Annotated in this window: 12 protein-coding genes; 9 read left to right on the forward strand and 3 right to left on the reverse strand. The window is 50.3% G+C overall.

Going from position 1 to position 15,858, the window contains the following annotated elements:
- Nucleotides 1–66: 66 nt before the first annotated feature.
- Nucleotides 67–2,079: an NADPH-dependent 2,4-dienoyl-CoA reductase gene (locus tag BZG72_RS00545; protein ID WP_077606895.1), complete on the reverse strand. Its 2,013-nt coding sequence runs from the start codon at nucleotides 2,077–2,079 to the stop codon at nucleotides 67–69.
- A gap of 215 nt (nucleotides 2,080–2,294) precedes the next feature.
- Between BZG72_RS00545 and sppA the strand changes: the two genes are divergently transcribed.
- The 3 genes from sppA (at nucleotide 2,295) to BZG72_RS00560 (ending at nucleotide 6,114) form a co-directional block, all read left to right on the forward strand.
- The gene (gene sppA / locus BZG72_RS00550) at nucleotides 2,295–4,184 is read left to right on the forward strand and encodes a signal peptide peptidase SppA (RefSeq protein ID WP_077665859.1); all 1,890 of its coding nucleotides are present in this window, start codon (nucleotides 2,295–2,297) and stop codon (nucleotides 4,182–4,184) included.
- Nucleotides 4,185–4,315: 131 nt separating this feature from the next.
- Nucleotides 4,316–5,329 carry an asparaginase gene (gene ansA, locus BZG72_RS00555; RefSeq protein WP_046075464.1) on the forward strand — a complete coding sequence of 338 codons (1,014 nt, stop codon included), beginning with the start codon at nucleotides 4,316–4,318 and terminating at the stop codon, nucleotides 5,327–5,329.
- Nucleotides 5,330–5,451: 122 nt separating this feature from the next.
- Nucleotides 5,452–6,114 carry a glutathione S-transferase family protein gene (locus tag BZG72_RS00560; RefSeq protein WP_046075291.1) on the forward strand — a complete coding sequence of 221 codons (663 nt, stop codon included), beginning with the start codon at nucleotides 5,452–5,454 and terminating at the stop codon, nucleotides 6,112–6,114.
- Between the two features lie 61 nt (nucleotides 6,115–6,175).
- Here BZG72_RS00560 and BZG72_RS00565 read toward each other — a convergent pair whose 3' ends face one another.
- Nucleotides 6,176–6,472 carry a YeaC family protein gene (locus BZG72_RS00565; protein ID WP_046075290.1) on the reverse strand — a complete coding sequence of 99 codons (297 nt, stop codon included), beginning with the start codon at nucleotides 6,470–6,472 and terminating at the stop codon, nucleotides 6,176–6,178.
- 153 nt (nucleotides 6,473–6,625) lie between these two features.
- Here BZG72_RS00565 and BZG72_RS00570 point away from each other — a divergent pair, with 153 nt between their 5' ends.
- From BZG72_RS00570 to BZG72_RS00580, 3 genes are all read left to right on the forward strand, one after another.
- The gene (locus BZG72_RS00570; RefSeq protein WP_046075289.1) at nucleotides 6,626–7,492 is read left to right on the forward strand and encodes a DUF2989 domain-containing protein; all 867 of its coding nucleotides are present in this window, start codon (nucleotides 6,626–6,628) and stop codon (nucleotides 7,490–7,492) included.
- A 360-nt stretch (nucleotides 7,493–7,852) separates the two neighbouring features.
- Nucleotides 7,853–8,848: a type I glyceraldehyde-3-phosphate dehydrogenase gene (gene gap, locus BZG72_RS00575; RefSeq protein ID WP_046075288.1), complete on the forward strand. Its 996-nt coding sequence runs from the start codon at nucleotides 7,853–7,855 to the stop codon at nucleotides 8,846–8,848.
- A gap of 138 nt (nucleotides 8,849–8,986) precedes the next feature.
- Complete coding sequence (locus tag BZG72_RS00580) at nucleotides 8,987–9,871, forward strand: D-hexose-6-phosphate mutarotase (protein WP_077665860.1); 885 nt, start codon at nucleotides 8,987–8,989, stop codon at nucleotides 9,869–9,871.
- A 52-nt stretch (nucleotides 9,872–9,923) separates the two neighbouring features.
- Here BZG72_RS00580 and BZG72_RS00585 read toward each other — a convergent pair whose 3' ends face one another.
- The gene (locus tag BZG72_RS00585; RefSeq protein ID WP_046075286.1) at nucleotides 9,924–10,682 is read right to left on the reverse strand and encodes a MipA/OmpV family protein; all 759 of its coding nucleotides are present in this window, start codon (nucleotides 10,680–10,682) and stop codon (nucleotides 9,924–9,926) included.
- Nucleotides 10,683–10,958: 276 nt separating this feature from the next.
- Here BZG72_RS00585 and BZG72_RS00590 point away from each other — a divergent pair, with 276 nt between their 5' ends.
- Genes BZG72_RS00590 through BZG72_RS00600 form a run of 3 tightly spaced genes read left to right on the forward strand, consistent with a single transcriptional unit; the run spans nucleotide 10,959 to nucleotide 15,787 of the window.
- Entirely contained in the window at nucleotides 10,959–12,893 is a 1,935-nt protein-coding gene (locus tag BZG72_RS00590; RefSeq protein WP_046075285.1) for a PrkA family serine protein kinase, read from the forward strand.
- A gap of 33 nt (nucleotides 12,894–12,926) precedes the next feature.
- Nucleotides 12,927–14,198, forward strand: coding sequence for a YeaH/YhbH family protein (locus tag BZG72_RS00595; protein WP_046075284.1), 1,272 nt, complete (start codon nucleotides 12,927–12,929; stop codon nucleotides 14,196–14,198).
- A gap of 41 nt (nucleotides 14,199–14,239) precedes the next feature.
- The gene (locus tag BZG72_RS00600) at nucleotides 14,240–15,787 is read left to right on the forward strand and encodes a SpoVR family protein (protein WP_046075283.1); all 1,548 of its coding nucleotides are present in this window, start codon (nucleotides 14,240–14,242) and stop codon (nucleotides 15,785–15,787) included.
- The last annotated feature ends 71 nt before the right edge of the window (nucleotides 15,788–15,858 follow it).

Raw genomic sequence — 15,858 nt, forward strand, 5'->3', positions numbered from 1 at the left:
TGTATAACTCGGTTACAATAGATTAACACAGCCGTGAACAGATAAAATCGTGCAATGTGTATGGATTTAGAGTGCCAACGCCGTTTCAATCCCTTGGCGAATCGCGCGTTTCGCGTCCAATTCGCCCGCATGCTCTGCGCCGCCAATCAAATGGTAAGACACCTTCGCCTCATCCAACTGCTCAGCGAGCTGGTTAACGGACTCTTGCCCTGCACACAAGATGATCTCAGTGGCAGGAATCAAGTGCGCCTCATCTTTGATACTGACGTGCAGCCCCTCATCATCAATTTTGTGATAGGTCACCCCTCCTACAAGATTCACACCCCGTTTTTGCAAAGTTTTACGATGGATCCAGCCAGTGGTTTTGCCCGGCCCTTTGCCAACACGTCCCTCGCGGCGCTGTAGCACCCACACCTGCTTATCGCTATGGGTATCATGGCCAGGATACAAGCCGCCTTCGTGGCTTATGGTTTTATCAATGCCCCACTCTTTAAGCCAATCATCCAAGCTTTGATCGCTGGGCTCGGTGATCATGGTGGCAACATCGACCCCAATGCCTCCCGCACCAATGATGGCAACATGGCTGCCAAGGGCTGGCTTCTCGCGAATAAACGTTTGGTAATCAATCACTTTTGGATGGTCGATACCTTCAATCGCGGGGCGACGCGGTTTGACGCCTGTTGCGATAACAATGTCGTCGAATTCGCGCAAGGCGTCGACATCCACAGACTGATTGAGTGTCACCGTCACCCCCGCTTTTTCTAGCCTTCGAAGGTAATAGCGAATGGTTTCTTTAAACTCTTCTTTTCCTGGAATGGCCATCGCCAAATTAAATTGCCCGCCTAGACGATCCGACTTTTCGAATAAGGTCACGTCATGACCCCGCTCAGCCGCTTCGGTGGCACAGCTAATCCCTGCCATGCCTCCCCCAATCACCGCTACTCGTTTCACTTGCCGAACAGGCGTCGCCACTAGTTCCGTTTCGTAACAGGCTTTCGGGTTCACCAGGCAGCTTGCCCGTTTTCCTTTGAACACGTGATCTAAGCAGGCTTGGTTACAAGCAATACACGTATTGATGTCATCCGGCTGTCCCGCCTTAGCTTTGGCAACAAACTCCGCATCGGCCAAAAAGGGTCGTGCCATCGATACCATATCCGCCTGCCCGCTCGCCAAAATCGATTCGGCGACCTCCGGTGTATTAATGCGGTTACAAGTGACTAGGGGCACCGACACTTCACCTTTAAGTTTTTCGGTCACCCAGCTAAACGCACCACGTGGTACCTGGGTGGCAATGGTGGGCACGCGCGCTTCATGCCAACCGATCCCCGTATTGATAATGGTCACGCCCGCTTGTTCAAGGCCTTTGGCTAAGGCAACCACATCCTCGAAGGTATTGCCTTGCTCGACCAAGTCCAGCATCGATAGGCGGAATATCACGATAAAGTCGTCGCCAGCAGCCTGACGGACCGCACGCATCACTTCAACGGCAAAGCGCATTCGATTTTCAACCGCCCCGCCCCACTGGTCATACCGACGATTGGCGCGGTGACAGAAAAATTGGTTAATGAGGTATCCTTCCGATCCCATGATCTCGACGCCATCATAGCCCGCTTCTCGGGCGAGCGCGGCACTGCGAGCAAACGCTTTAATCGTGCGCCAAATCGCCCGCTCACTCATTTCAAACGGGGTGAATTTACTGATAGGCGCGCGAATGGCTGACGCACTTTGCGCGAAAGGATGAAAGGCATAACGCCCCGCATGCAGAAGCTGAAGCGCAATTTTCCCGCCATTGGCATGGACCGCTTCAGTGATGGCACGATGTGCACGTGCCGCGCGTCCGGAGCTAAATTGCGCGCTAAATGGGGTCAAGCGACCGCGAAAATTGGGCGAGAAGCCACCTGTGACAATCAACCCTACATCGCCTTTCGCACGCTCGGCGTAGAAGGCCGCTAGCTTTTTAAAACCATCGTTTGCTTCTTCAAGCCCAGTATGCATAGAGCCCATTAGGACCCGATTTTTTAGGGTGGTAAACCCAAGGTCGAGTGGGGCTAGCATGTGGGGATAGGGGTGCTGTTCCATTGCTTGCTCACTTATTGTTTGTGGTCTGACCAGACTATAGCGCTGACAGATACGTGATTTCAAACATTCGTTTACAAGTTAGCAACATGGTGTCGCGATTTATGATCTAGGTAGGACTTTCACCCAGTATTAGCGTATATCGACAATCGCTAGCACCTATCGCTCTGGGCTCTGATCAGCTAGGATATCAGCGACATGCACCGATGGACTCAAGTATGAAAAAACTGTTCCGCTTTATTGCATCCCTTTTTAAATGGCTGTGGCGTGCGCTCAGTTTCGCGCGGCAGCTTTTGTTAAACGTCCTTTTCATAGGCGTGATTGTTGCCATCTACTTTGCGCTCACCTCAGAAACACCCCTAACGCCCAAAAAAGAGGCAGAGTCCGTGAAGGTGGCACAGTCTGATCCCGAACCACGCGCGCTTTTGCTGAATATTGATGGCCCGATTGTTGAACAGCGTCAACGGCTTAGCCCAATTGATACGCTGTCGCGCAACGCGCTCGGCCAGCCGGTTGAAAGTGAAAATGTGTTGTTTGACATTGTCGACACCATACGCCATGCCGCCACCGACGAGCAGATCAATGGGATTGTACTCAGCCTAGGCGACATGCCGTCCACCAGCTTGACCAAGCTGAGGTATATCGCCAAAGCCATCAATACGTTTAAAGAGAGTGGCAAACCCGTGATTGCCATCGGCGGCACCTATAGCCAAAGCCAGTACTATTTGGCCAGCTATGCCGATGAAGTGTTGATGTCACCTGATGGCATGGTGATGCTGCAAGGCTATGGCAGCTACAACCTTTACTGGAAGGACTTACTCGATAAATTGGATGTCTCTACCCATGTGTTCCGTGTGGGGACGTATAAATCGTTTGTTGAGCCTTACACGCGCAACAACATGTCTGATCCCGCCCGCGAGGCGAATCAAGCCTGGCTATCTCAGCTGTGGGATGCTTATGTGCGCGATGTCGCGGAGAACCGCGGTATCCAAGCTGATATGCTGTCTCCCAGCGCTGAGCAACTCCTCACGCGATTACGCCGTTTCGAAGGTGACTTCGCCGCGTTATCTAAAGACGTGGGAATCGTCGATAAGTTAATGACGCGCCAGCAAATCCGTCGCTATCTCGCCGAGACGTTCGGGAGCGATGGCAAAGACAGCTTTGAATACACAGGTTATTACGATTACCTGCCGAAGATACAAAATGGGTTTAGCTTGCCAGGCAACAATAACATTGCCGTCGTCGTCGCCAGCGGCCCCATCATGGACGGGCAACAACGCCCGGGTACGGTGGGGGGGGATACCACCGCAGCCTTGCTTCGCGATGCGCGCCTAGACAACAGCGTTAAAGCCGTGGTGCTACGTGTTGATAGCCCGGGAGGCAGCGCTTTCGCCTCTGAAGTCATTCGTAATGAGGTGGATGCATTGCGTGAGGCAGGCAAACCCGTGGTGGTTTCCATGTCAAGCGTCGCCGCCTCCGGTGGATATTGGCTATCGGCCAGTGCCGACCAAATCATAGCTCAACCGACGACGATCACTGGTTCAATTGGTATTTTTAGCCTATTCACTACCTTTGAGAACACGCTAGATGATTTGGGTATCCAGTCGGATGGTGTGGGCACCACCCCGTTTGCCGGAGTGGGGCTGACTCGCGCTCTCCCTGATGAGGTAGGAGAAATCATGCAACTCGGCATCGAGCACGGCTATCACCGCTTCCTCTCCGTTGTCAGTAACCACCGTAACATGTCGATGGAACAAGCCGATCAGGTCGCGCAAGGCCGCGTCTGGACGGGACAAGACGCATTGAATCTCGGCCTAGTGGATAAGTTAGGTGACTTTGACGATGCGGTATCAACCGCTGCCGAACTCGCTGGCATTGAGAACTACCAGCTCGATTGGATGCAACAGCCACTCACACCCTTCGAGCAGTTTATTAATGACATGCTCGGACAAAGTGCGAGTGTGCTTGGCAAGACGGTCCAGGCGAACATGCCATCGATAGCGCAACAACTGGCGTCGTCACCACAGTGGCAGTCATTGACCTTGTTGGAAAAATTTAACGACCCGCAAGGGCGTTACTTATTCTGCTTGAACTGTCAGTACCAATAAAATCGACTAGCCCTGACCAGACAGTCAGGGCTTTTTCCTGTTTTTCTTCTATTCTGTGTGCCGCTCGGTGTTATCGATGTAATCGTTACATGTATACTGTGCCCACGCTCATTTAATGCAGATTTGACATGATGGAACGTAAACACATTTATATCGCTTACACAGGTGGCACGATCGGTATGCAAAAATCCGATCATGGGTATGTCCCTGTGTCAGGTTTTCTTCAACAACAATTGGAGAAAATGCCCGAATTCCATCGTCCAGAAATGCCGCTTTTTACTATTCATGAGTACGAACCACTCATTGATTCATCGGATATGACGCCAACGGATTGGCAACGGATTGCGGACGATATTGGCGAGAATTATCATCAGTACGATGGCTTTGTGATCTTACATGGTACCGACACCATGGCTTACACCGCGTCAGCCCTGTCGTTCATGCTTGAAAACCTAGAAAAGCCAGTGATCGTGACCGGCTCGCAAATTCCGATCGCAGAGTTACGCTCAGATGGGCAAGCCAATCTATTAAATGCACTTCATATTGCGGCCAATTATCCGGTCAATGAAGTGACCTTGTTTTTCAATAACCAGTTATTACGTGGCAATCGCAGTACCAAGTCCCATGCCGATGGCTTTAATGCCTTTACCTCGCCCAACCTACCCGCGCTGCTTGAAGCCGGCATTCATATCGAGGTAAAAGCAGATAAGCTTAACCAGCCATCCGTCGGCCCGTTTAAAGTGCATACCATCAATGATCAACCGGTTGCGGTGATCATGATGTACCCCGGTATCTCTCCCGATGTGGTGAAAAACGCACTCAAGCAGCCGGTCAATGCCATGATTTTGTTAACCTTTGGGGTGGGCAATGCGCCCCAGCAGCCCGAACTACTGGACTTGCTCAAACAAGCCACCGATCGTGGCGTCTTGGTGCTTAACTTGACCCAGTGTTTGGCGGGACGCGTGAATATGGGCGGTTATGCCACAGGCTGTGCATTGGCTGACGCTGGCGTATTGAGCGGCTACGACATGACGCCAGAAGCGGCGTTGGCTAAGCTTCATTTCCTGCTTAGTCAGTCCTTGCCGTTCGAGACCCTGCGTACCTTGGTACAAAAAGATCTCCGCGGTGAACTCAGCTATTACTGATGCGTTGCTATCCAAGCAAATCACTCAGTGTGTGACGCCGGCAAGGTTGCCGGCGTTTTTATTTGCTAACGTATAGACAGAGCCAATCATTTTATATTGGTTGCCACTCAAAGGAGCGCAAAATGAGGGTATTACATGGTGACTCATTGTCGCCGCATACAAGGAAGATCGCACTCGCATTGAGATTGAAACATCTCACCTATCAACTCGCGCCTACCTCGCCCTTTGAGGCGCATGAACGTGTCATTCATCACCCACCGATGCAAACGGTGGTCGCGCTCGCCGAAGCATCACATACCATTTACCAAGACACAGTGATTACGGCCTACCTAGATGATGCCTATCCTGATCCGCTGCTTTATCCCGGTAACCCCACCCATCGCGCCGAGATTCGCTGGATTGAATGGTTTTGTCGCTATCAGCTTGATCCCTTAATCACAGATACCTTGTTTTATCAGCGGGTAGTACGCGGGCATATTTTAGACAAAACGGTGGATCACCAAGCGGTGAACCAAGCCCTGCAAACATTACCCGCATGCTGCCAATATTTAGGTGAGCAGGTAAAGGCAATGCCCACCCAGACAGTGACGATGGCGAGTATCAGTGTGTGGAGTCTGTTTCGTTGCGCAAAAATGGCAGGATTGGTGCTGGACGACCGATTCGCCGCACTGAGTGATTACCTCTCAGCCCTCGACCAACACCCTTTGTTCAATGCCTATGCGCAGGAAGAAAATCATCAATTGACGCCGTTTTTCGCCAGCCCGATTAGCCTAGCGACGATCTAGGTATCAGCACGCTAATGGCCGATTCAATGATAGATGCGGCCATCGCCGTGATCGCTGATCGCTAGTGCTTTGTGTGACTGTCCTGAGTCGTAACCTCAATCCGAGCTTCGTCTGGACGAGCGAATTCACGCTTCAGTTCCGCTTTCGATTTCCACGTCACATTGCCCCCTTTCGCGACGGTCATGTGTTGGGGCTGGCTGTTGTGACGTGATTGATACAACATAACGGCTTGCAAGGCTTGGTCACGTTGCGCTTGGTTTAAGCTGGTACCGTCTGGCCATTTGCCCGTCTCCACGGCATAGCACAACCGATCATATACTTCAGGCGTCATTGCCTTTAACACTTGTTCAATATCCATGATTACCTCTTGGCGATCCTCATTGAACTATTATGCCTGAACTTGGTGGGTGGACGGCATGCTTGGTTCAGTGCGCTTTATCACGCTTTAGACCATCAACTACACTCAAAGATCACGTATACTCATCGCAACTGACTCAGGATACGATAAACCATGGATTTACGATTACTCACGCGTTGTTTTTACCCATTGGGTCTGATTGCGAGTTTACTGCTACTCGCCGGCTGTGAAGGTGAACCGACCACGAATCAAGTCTGCGAAACCCACCCAGAGCTATGTGCAGGACTGAACACCGGTGATGGGCAATGCCGATTTGAGCGCTCTGATTTGATTTTCGATCGCTTATCTGTCTATCAAAACCCCACCGATATGAACAAGCTGGCCGAGCTTAAACAAACCAAAGTCTACCTGCGCTGCATGGAACTGGTGGCAGAAATTGAGCCCACCACCTTAAAAGAACGCAAAACTAAGCGTACCGAGGCGGTATATCATGCTTACGACGCCATTGAGCGACTAGAGAACGAACTGAAAGAATCTTACCAACCGCCCGTGATTTACTATCGCTGGTCTCAAGGCGATAACAGTGCGTTACCACAGTTTTTAAAGCTAGAGGGAACACGCCACCTCGAAACGCCACAATTGCAGCTCGGACTTGCCACCTATTATGTGTCACGCAACAAAGCGAAAACGGTAGAGATCCTACTCCATGCATTGTCGCTTTATGACGGTGAGAATGACACGGTTCGCAAAGAGGTGATCCCAGAAGCAATTAAGTCACTGGCGACCACTAATCATGCGCTAAAACGCTTTGAACATGCTTACTTGTGGGCAAAAGTGGGGGAAAGTTACAATCTTCCGATTGCGCGCGGTGATCGCCTCGCTCGGCTCTATCCATTGACAGAGCAGCAGCAAAAATCGCTACAACGTCTGGCGTTCGAGATCGCCGCCGCCATCGAAGACGGTGAGTTCGAAGCAACCTTGCTACAAGCAATCGACAAAGAGACTCAAGCATCCTCGTAGACAGCTAGCCTCACCACTTCCGTGCAGCCCTTGTACCCGCATGCTGCACGGATGAGGCCGCCTTTGTTCCCGACTATCGCTTGTCATACCAGTTTAACTTTCACGATCGCGGTTCTACTTCTACGCTAACAATTACCAGCAGTCGCTCCGTGTCTGCAGCCGATGCGTTAATCGCTCGCGGTTAAAGCGCATACAGACATGGCCGCAAGGGCGTCAAATGTTTAGGCGATGTAAAAAAAATCCGTACTTTTTTTTGACTTTAAACAATTTTGGCTGCGATTACCCTTGCATGGCGGAGTCCTATTCTGTAATTTTACTACCAGTTTCATCTCACTAGAAATTAAGTTGTGGAGCAACATAATGACTATCAAAGTAGGTATTAACGGTTTTGGCCGTATCGGCCGTTTCGTATTCCGTGCATCTGTCGAGCGTAACGACATCGACGTGGTAGCAATCAACGATCTTATCGACGTTGAGTACATGGCTTACATGCTGAAGTACGATTCAACCCACGGTCGCTTCAACGGCACAGTTGAAGTAGAAGGTGGTAACCTTATCGTTAACGGTAAAACCGTACGCGTCACTGCAGAGCGCAACCCAGCAGACCTTAAGTGGGATGAAGTGGGTGTTGACGTTGTTGCTGAAGCAACCGGTATCTTCCTAACTGACGAAACCGCGCGTCAACACATCCAAGCGGGTGCGAAGAAAGTGGTTCTAACCGGCCCATCTAAAGATGCGACGCCAATGTTCGTTATGGGTGTTAACCACAACGACTACGCGGGTCAAGACATCGTTTCTAACGCTTCTTGCACCACCAACTGCCTAGCACCTGTCGCGAAAGTACTGAACGACAAGTTCGGTATCGTATCTGGCCTGATGACCACCGTTCACGCCACCACTGCGACGCAAAAAACCGTTGATGGTCCGTCTGCGAAAGACTGGCGCGGCGGCCGTGGTGCTTCTCAGAACATCATCCCATCTTCAACCGGTGCTGCAAAAGCGGTTGGTAAAGTATTGCCAGTACTAGACGGCAAACTGACTGGTATGGCGTTCCGCGTACCAACTGCCAACGTGTCTGTTGTTGACCTGACTGTAAACCTTGACAAAGCAGCGTCTTACGACCAAATCTGTGCGGCGATGAAAGAAGCGTCTGAAGGTGAGCTGAAAGGTGTTCTAGGTTACACCGAAGATGCCGTGGTTTCTCAAGACTTCATCGGCGAAGTACAAACATCAGTATTTGATGCCAAAGCAGGTATCGCACTGACTGACAACTTCGTGAAAGTGGTTTCTTGGTACGACAACGAAATCGGCTACTCAAACAAAGTATTGGATCTGGTTGCACACATCGCTAAGTAATGCGCATGTAACCCTATCCAACGTAAAGGCGGCCATTGGCCGCCTTTTGTTTATCAGGCCCCATGACTCGGGACCACGCTTTCTGTGAACGTGTCTTCGATAACTGATTAAGGAACACTTACCCAAGAGGATCAGGCTATGACTTCTCCCACTCTGCATGTTGAGCGTCAACTTTCTGCATCTGTCGATCTGTGCTATCGCCAGTCCGTTCCGATTCTTCGTGTTACTCACCCTGCGTGTTCAGCCACTATTAGCCTATTCGGCGGACACCTCATCACGTTTGCTCCTGCAGGTGAAAAGTCACTGACTTGGATGAGTGATAACGCTATCTATGATGCCAACACCCCCTTACGAGGTGGTGTACCCATTTGCTGGCCATGGTTTGGTCACACCGGGCAACCTTCTCATGGCTTTGCTCGTCGTCAAATGTGGCAGTTAGCGAACATTGAAGAAACAGCGAAAGGCGTCACCATTCAACTGCAGTTATCCGACTCAGACGCTTCGCGAGCACTATGGCCACATTGTTTTCAGGCGACAGTGACCTTTACGCTCACTCATCACGCCGACATCGCCCTAACCGTGACCAATACAGACCAACACCCTTGGACCATGGGTGGCGCCTTGCACAGCTACCTTGCGGTAGAAGACAGCGAGCAAGCCAACGTGGAAGGGCTCGGTTGTCAGTATCTTGACAACTTTGCGGCAGGCAACGCCGTGCCAGCGACGGGGAAAGTGACCTTCGAGGAGCCAGTTGATAGGATTTATACGGGGGCTAACGACACCCTCACCTTAACCGATCCAGTGGGAAACCGCCGTCTCAAGGTCAACAACCAAGGGGCAACCAGCGCCGTCGTCTGGAATCCAGGCCAAGCGGCGTCCATTCAGATGGCGGATATGGACGATAACGGATACCTCAAATTTGTCTGTGTTGAAGCGGCGATTGAACAGCCCACACAAGTTGTCCATCCAGGACAAAGCTACACGTTAGCAACCAGGTTAATGGATGAGCGCCACTCAAGCTAAGCGCGCGTCACAGGCCGCTATACACCCAAGCGGCCTGTTTTAATGGGTAAAACTACATAAAAATATAGTTTACCCCCAAGTAACCCGACGCGGCGGTAGATTGATCCACCATTGGGCTATCGGCAATATCATCATCCAAATTGGTGTAGCGCACACCACCCATTAGCTGAATACGCTCGGTCAGCATAAAATAACCACTGGCACCAATAAAATAATGGCCAGCCGAACCCGGCTCATAAGCAGATAACCCCGACCGTGCCGCTTCGTCTTCGCTGATCCCATACAAGTGCTGATTGAGCTCATGGCTGTTATAGGAGTAACCCACTTCCGGTGATACGCCCCAACGAGCGTGGTTAAAGCCATATTTCCAGCTTACTTCGCCATACACCCCGTCTCTGTCATGCGTGACGCCTTCCCCAGCCAGCACCTGGAAACGACCTATCGGCGAGTGGTACTGATAAGCTAACGCCGCCACAATCGACGTATCACGTTTGTCGAGCTGGCTCAGTTGCGGATCATCGGTATCGGCGGGGTCAAAACGGCGTGGATCATAGGTCGCTGATAAAACAAGATTGTGTGTTGAATCTTTCGGGGCTAGCCTTGCACCTGCCGTCAGCCCGCGAAAATAAAAATGGTCGGTATCAACATTGACCGTGGGGACCACAAGCGGGTCGGTATCCGTGTCTTTATAGACCTGAGGTGAAAATGCGCCTATCACACCAGCAGAAACACGCGTCTCCGCGTAAGCACTGCCGGTGGCTAGCATAAAGGCGCAAGCGACCCAAGCCGTTTCTCTCGCTATGTTCATCATCTATTCCCTTCTTGTTTGACGGCTGGCAACCGTCAGTCTAATCGCCCTAACGGGTAAAACTATCACCGTTAGCATACCTCACTCGCTTGAACGCCAGCTGTCAATATCTTGACAAGACAAGTGTACGGATACGGCAACAAAAATTATCGAAAAAACAAACAATTCTTTCACGCAAAATCGGCAAATCAGGTCTAACCTTATTAAAAGGAAAGGGACCATTCAGCCAATTTTGCACCTTTTCTTTTTGAGTTATTAGACGATTTAGGGGGCAGGACCATGACTATTTTCGATCACTATCGTCAGCGTTACGAAGAAGCGAAAGACGAGGAAATGAGCCTTCAGGAATTCTTGGATCTTTGCCGAGAGGATCGCGGCGCGTATGCCAACGCGGCAGAGCGTTTGCTGATGGCAATTGGCGAACCTGAAAAGATTGATACCTCGCTTGATCCTCGACTCAGCCGTATTTTTTCCAACCGAGTGATTTCCCGCTATAAAACCTTTGAAGACTTTTATGGCATGGAAGACTCGATTGAGCAAATCGTCTCTTACCTCAAGCACGCCGCCCAAGGGTTGGAAGAGCGTAAACAAATTCTCTATTTGCTGGGCCCGGTCGGGGGCGGTAAGTCGTCCTTGGCTGAAAAACTGAAAAGCTTGATGCAGCAAATGCCTATCTACGTGCTGACGGCGAACGGCGAACGTAGTCCAGTGAACGATCACCCATTTTGTCTGTTTGATGCCGAGGAAGACGGCCATCTACTCGAGAAAGAGTACGATATTCCCCATCGTTATATTCGCCATATTATGTCACCTTGGGCGGCGAAGCGGTTGAAAGAGTTTGGTGGGGACATTAGCCAGTTTAAAGTGGTGAAACTGCGCCCATCGATTCTCAACCAAGTCGGGGTGGCCAAAACAGAACCTGGGGATGAAAACAACCAAGATATCTCGTCCTTGGTGGGTAAAGTTGATATCCGTCAGCTTGAACACTATTCACAAGACGATCCTGATGCCTACTCCTACTCTGGTGCGCTGTGTCGCGCCAACCAAGGGATGATGGAGTTCGTCGAAATGTTCAAGGCGCCTATAAAGGTGCTCCACCCGTTATTGACCGCCACCCAAGAAGGCAACTATAACGGGACAGAAGGCCTATCGGCTCTGCCATTTGATGGCATCATTCTCGCACACTCAAACGAGTCCGAGTGGCAATCGTTCCGCAACAACAAAAACAACGAAGCCTTCCTCGACCGTGTCTATATCGTCAAAGTGCCCTATTGCTTGCGCGTGTCAGACGAAATTCGAATCTACAATAAGCTGCTGTCTTCGAGTGAGCTACGCCATGCGCCTTGCTCACCCAGCACACTGGATATATTGGCGCGCTTCTCTGTGCTTTCACGGCTAAAAGATCCTGAAAACTCTAGCATTTATTCAAAAATGCGCGTGTATGATGGCGAAACCTTGAAAGATACGGATCCCAAAGCCAAGTCCTATCAGGAGTATCGCGATTTTGCTGGGGTCGATGAAGGGATGGACGGGCTCTCGACACGCTTTGCGTTCAAGATCTTGTCGCGAGTCTTTAACTTTGACCACGCAGAAGTCGCCGCAAACCCCGTGCATCTTTTTTATGTGCTGGAACAGCAAATTGAACGTGAGCAGTTTCCGCAAGAGATCGCTGAACGCTATCTTGAGCACCTCAAAGGCTACTTGATCCCCAAATATATCGAGTTTATCGGCAAAGAAATTCAAACCGCGTATCTCGAGTCCTACTCAGAGTACGGGCAAAATATTTTTGACCGCTATGTCACCTATGCTGATTTCTGGATTCAAGACCAAGAGTTTCGCGATCCAGACACAGGTCAATTGTTTGATCGCTCAGCGCTCAATGCGGAACTGGAAAAAATCGAGAAGCCCGCTGGTATCAGTAATCCAAAAGATTTCCGCAACGAAATCGTCAACTTTGTCCTCCGCGCGCGCGCCAATAACGAAGGCAAAAACCCAGCTTGGACCAGCTATGAGAAGTTGAAAACCGTCATTGAGAAGAAGATGTTCTCCAATACCGAAGATTTGCTTCCAGTGATTTCCTTCAATACCAAAACGTCGAGCGAAGAGCAGAAGAAACACGACGACTTTGTCGCTCGTATGATGGAAAAAGGCTATACCCGCAAGCAAGTTCGCTTGCTCGCAGAGTGGTATTTGCGCGTGCGTAAATCATCGTAGCCCTCGGGCTGACGCAGATGACGGGAGAGAGATATGGCGCATTTTATTGATCGTCGTCTCAATGGCAAAAATAAAAGCACTGTCAATCGACAACGCTTTTTACGCCGACACAAGCGGCAAATTAAAGAGTCCATTGCTGACGCCGTCAACAACCGCTCGATCACGGATGTTGAAAGTGGAGAGGATATTTCTATCCCTTCTCGTGACATTCGTGAACCGACTTTCCACCAAGGCAAAGGGGGACAGCGTGATGCTGTCCACCCTGGTAATGATCAGTTTAGCCCAGGGGATCGTATCGCTCGTCCCCCTGGTGGCGAAGGGGGCGGTGCCGGAGAAGGACAAGCCAGTCCTGATGGCGAAGGTCAAGATGAGTTCGTCTTTCAAATATCAAAAGACGAATATTTGGATCTCTTGTTCGAGGATCTTGAGCTTCCGAACCTGAAGAAAAACCAAATGAATAAAATGGTGGAGTACAAAACGCATCGCGCGGGGTACACCTCAAATGGGGTGCCCTCGAATATTGCCATTGTACGTTCACTACAAAACTCACTGGCACGACGCACGGCGATGTCAGCCGGCAAACGCCGAGAGCTGGCAGAGCTTGAAGAGGCGCTTGAGCGCGTGCGCGAGGCCGAGCCTGCACAACCGCTTGAAGTGAAACGACTCGAAGAAGAAATCACGGCATTGAAGCGTAAAATCGCCGCGGTTCCGTTCATCGATACCTTTGACTTACGGTATAAAAACTACGAAAAGCGGCCACAGCCAAGTAGCCAAGCCGTGATGTTTTGCTTAATGGATGTGTCCGGCTCGATGGATCAAGCGACCAAAGATATCGCGAAACGGTTTTATATCCTGCTTTATCTTTTCCTTACACGCACCTATAAAAACGTAGAGGTGGTCTTTATTCGCCACCACACGCAGGCGAAAGAAGTCGATGAGCACGAGTTTTTTTACTCACAGGAGACCGGCGGCACCATTGTATCCAGTGCCCTACGTCTGATGGATGAAATCATCAAAGATAGGTATGACCCGACAGAATGGAACGTCTATGCGGCACAAGCCTCGGATGGCGATAATTGGGCCGATGACTCACCCGGTTGCCGAGAACTACTGCAAAACACTCTGTTGCCGGTCAGCCGTTATTACGCCTATATCGAAATCACCCGCCGCGCGCATCAAACACTGTGGCGTGAATATGAGGCGTTGGCGCAAAGCCATGACAACTTTGCAATGCAAAACATTCGCTCAGCGGAGGAAATTTTCCCCGTGTTCCGCGAATTGTTTAAGCGTCAGGTCGAAGCCTGACGCCATACCGGCATAGACGTATTTTATCAGGGAGACATGGTATGGCTGTCACCAAAGGTAAACGTAACACTCCACTTCATGATGGACCCGATTGGACCTTTGACCTGCTCGAGCAGTATCACAAGGAAATCAAACGCGTCGCTGAACACTACAAGCTGGATACTTATCCAAACCAAATCGAAATCATTGCCGCTGAGCAAATGATGGATGCTTACTCAAGCGTCGGGATGCCCATCAATTACAATCATTGGTCGTTTGGTAAAAAATTTATCGAGACCGAACGCAACTACAAACACGGGTACATGGGGCTCGCGTACGAGATAGTGATTAACTCCAATCCGTGTATTTCTTATTTGATGGAAGAAAACACCATCACCATGCAAGCGCTGGTGATGGCACACGCCTGTTATGGCCACAATTCCTTTTTCAAAGGCAATTACCTGTTTCAAACTTGGACAGACGCAGGCTCCATTATTGATTACCTGCTGTTTGCAAAAAATTACATCAGTGAATGTGAAGAAAAGTACGGCCTGGCAGAAGTAGAAAACCTGATCGATTCCTGCCATGCCCTGATGAACTATGGGGTCGATCGCTATAAGCGGCCACAAAAGATCTCTCTTGCCGAAGAAAAAGCACGCCAAAAAGCCCGAGAAGACTACCTGCAAACGCAAGTCAATGAACTCTGGCGTACCATCCCGAGTGGCCAAAAAGAGCAAGAAGAAGAAAAACGCCGTTTCCCTGCCGAGCCACAAGAGAACCTGTTGTATTTTTTTGAAAAGCACTCTCCACTGCTTGAGCCATGGCAGCGAGAAATCGTGCGGATAGTGCGCAAGGTCAGCCAGTATTTTTACCCGCAAAAGCAAACTCAGGTGATGAACGAAGGCTGGGCGACATTTTGGCACTACACCATCCTGAATCACCTTTATGATGAGGGGCTGGTGACTGATAGCTTTATTATGGAGTTTTTACATAGCCACACCAATGTGGTGGCACAACCGCCTTACAACAGTCAGTTCTATTCCGGCATTAACCCCTACGCACTCGGGTTTGCCATGTTCCAAGATATTCGTCGCATTTGCGAAAATCCCACTGAGGAGGATAAGTACTGGTTTCCCGATATCGCCGGGAAAGACTGGCTCGACACCGTTCATTTTGCGATGGCCAACTTTAAAGATGAAAGTTTCATCAGTCAGTTTCTCTCGCCTAAAGTGATGCGGGATATGAAGTTTTTTGCCGTCAATGACGATGACCGGCAAAGCTACATTGAAGTGACCAGTATTCATAATGAACAAGGTTATCGCCAATTACGTGAAGATCTCTCCGCGCAGTACAATCTCAGTAATCGCGAACCGAATATTCAAGTCTTCGATGTCGATTTACGTGGCAACCGTTCACTCACGCTTCGCTATGTCCCTCATAACCGGATCCCACTCGCGAAGTCTTATGAAGAGGTGCTCAAGCACGTCCATCGGCTGTGGGGGTTTGAAGTGATCCTCGAAGAGGAAACCAGTGAAGGACGCGGAAAAATACTGAGTAGCTGCCCCAAGCGGCCGCAGTTTGATCCTGACATCTTGATGGGCAGCCACTAACCTTGTCGAGCCATCCATAAAAAAGCCGCCATGGTCATCAGCATGGCGGCTTTTCTTATACACATGGTTTC

Origin of the sequence: Salinivibrio sp. PR6, assembly GCF_001995955.1 — a bacterium.
Taxonomy (GTDB): Bacteria; Pseudomonadota; Gammaproteobacteria; order Enterobacterales; family Vibrionaceae; genus Salinivibrio; species Salinivibrio siamensis.

Bases quoted from the DNA above. Each gene is read 5' to 3' on its own strand.
- BZG72_RS00545 (WP_077606895.1), bottom strand. From the start codon at position 2,079: ATGGAACAGCACCCCTATCCCCACATGCTAGCCCCACTCGACCTTGGG.
- sppA (WP_077665859.1), top strand. From the start codon at position 2,295: ATGAAAAAACTGTTCCGCTTTATTGCATCCCTTTTTAAATGGCTGTGG.
- ansA (WP_046075464.1), top strand. From the start codon at position 4,316: ATGGAACGTAAACACATTTATATCGCTTACACAGGTGGCACGATCGGT.
- BZG72_RS00560 (WP_046075291.1), top strand. From the start codon at position 5,452: ATGAGGGTATTACATGGTGACTCATTGTCGCCGCATACAAGGAAGATC.
- BZG72_RS00565 (WP_046075290.1), bottom strand. From the start codon at position 6,472: ATGGATATTGAACAAGTGTTAAAGGCAATGACGCCTGAAGTATATGAT.
- BZG72_RS00570 (WP_046075289.1), top strand. From the start codon at position 6,626: ATGGATTTACGATTACTCACGCGTTGTTTTTACCCATTGGGTCTGATT.
- gap (WP_046075288.1), top strand. From the start codon at position 7,853: ATGACTATCAAAGTAGGTATTAACGGTTTTGGCCGTATCGGCCGTTTC.
- BZG72_RS00580 (WP_077665860.1), top strand. From the start codon at position 8,987: ATGACTTCTCCCACTCTGCATGTTGAGCGTCAACTTTCTGCATCTGTC.
- BZG72_RS00585 (WP_046075286.1), bottom strand. From the start codon at position 10,682: ATGATGAACATAGCGAGAGAAACGGCTTGGGTCGCTTGCGCCTTTATG.
- BZG72_RS00590 (WP_046075285.1), top strand. From the start codon at position 10,959: ATGACTATTTTCGATCACTATCGTCAGCGTTACGAAGAAGCGAAAGAC.
- BZG72_RS00595 (WP_046075284.1), top strand. From the start codon at position 12,927: ATGGCGCATTTTATTGATCGTCGTCTCAATGGCAAAAATAAAAGCACT.
- BZG72_RS00600 (WP_046075283.1), top strand. From the start codon at position 14,240: ATGGCTGTCACCAAAGGTAAACGTAACACTCCACTTCATGATGGACCC.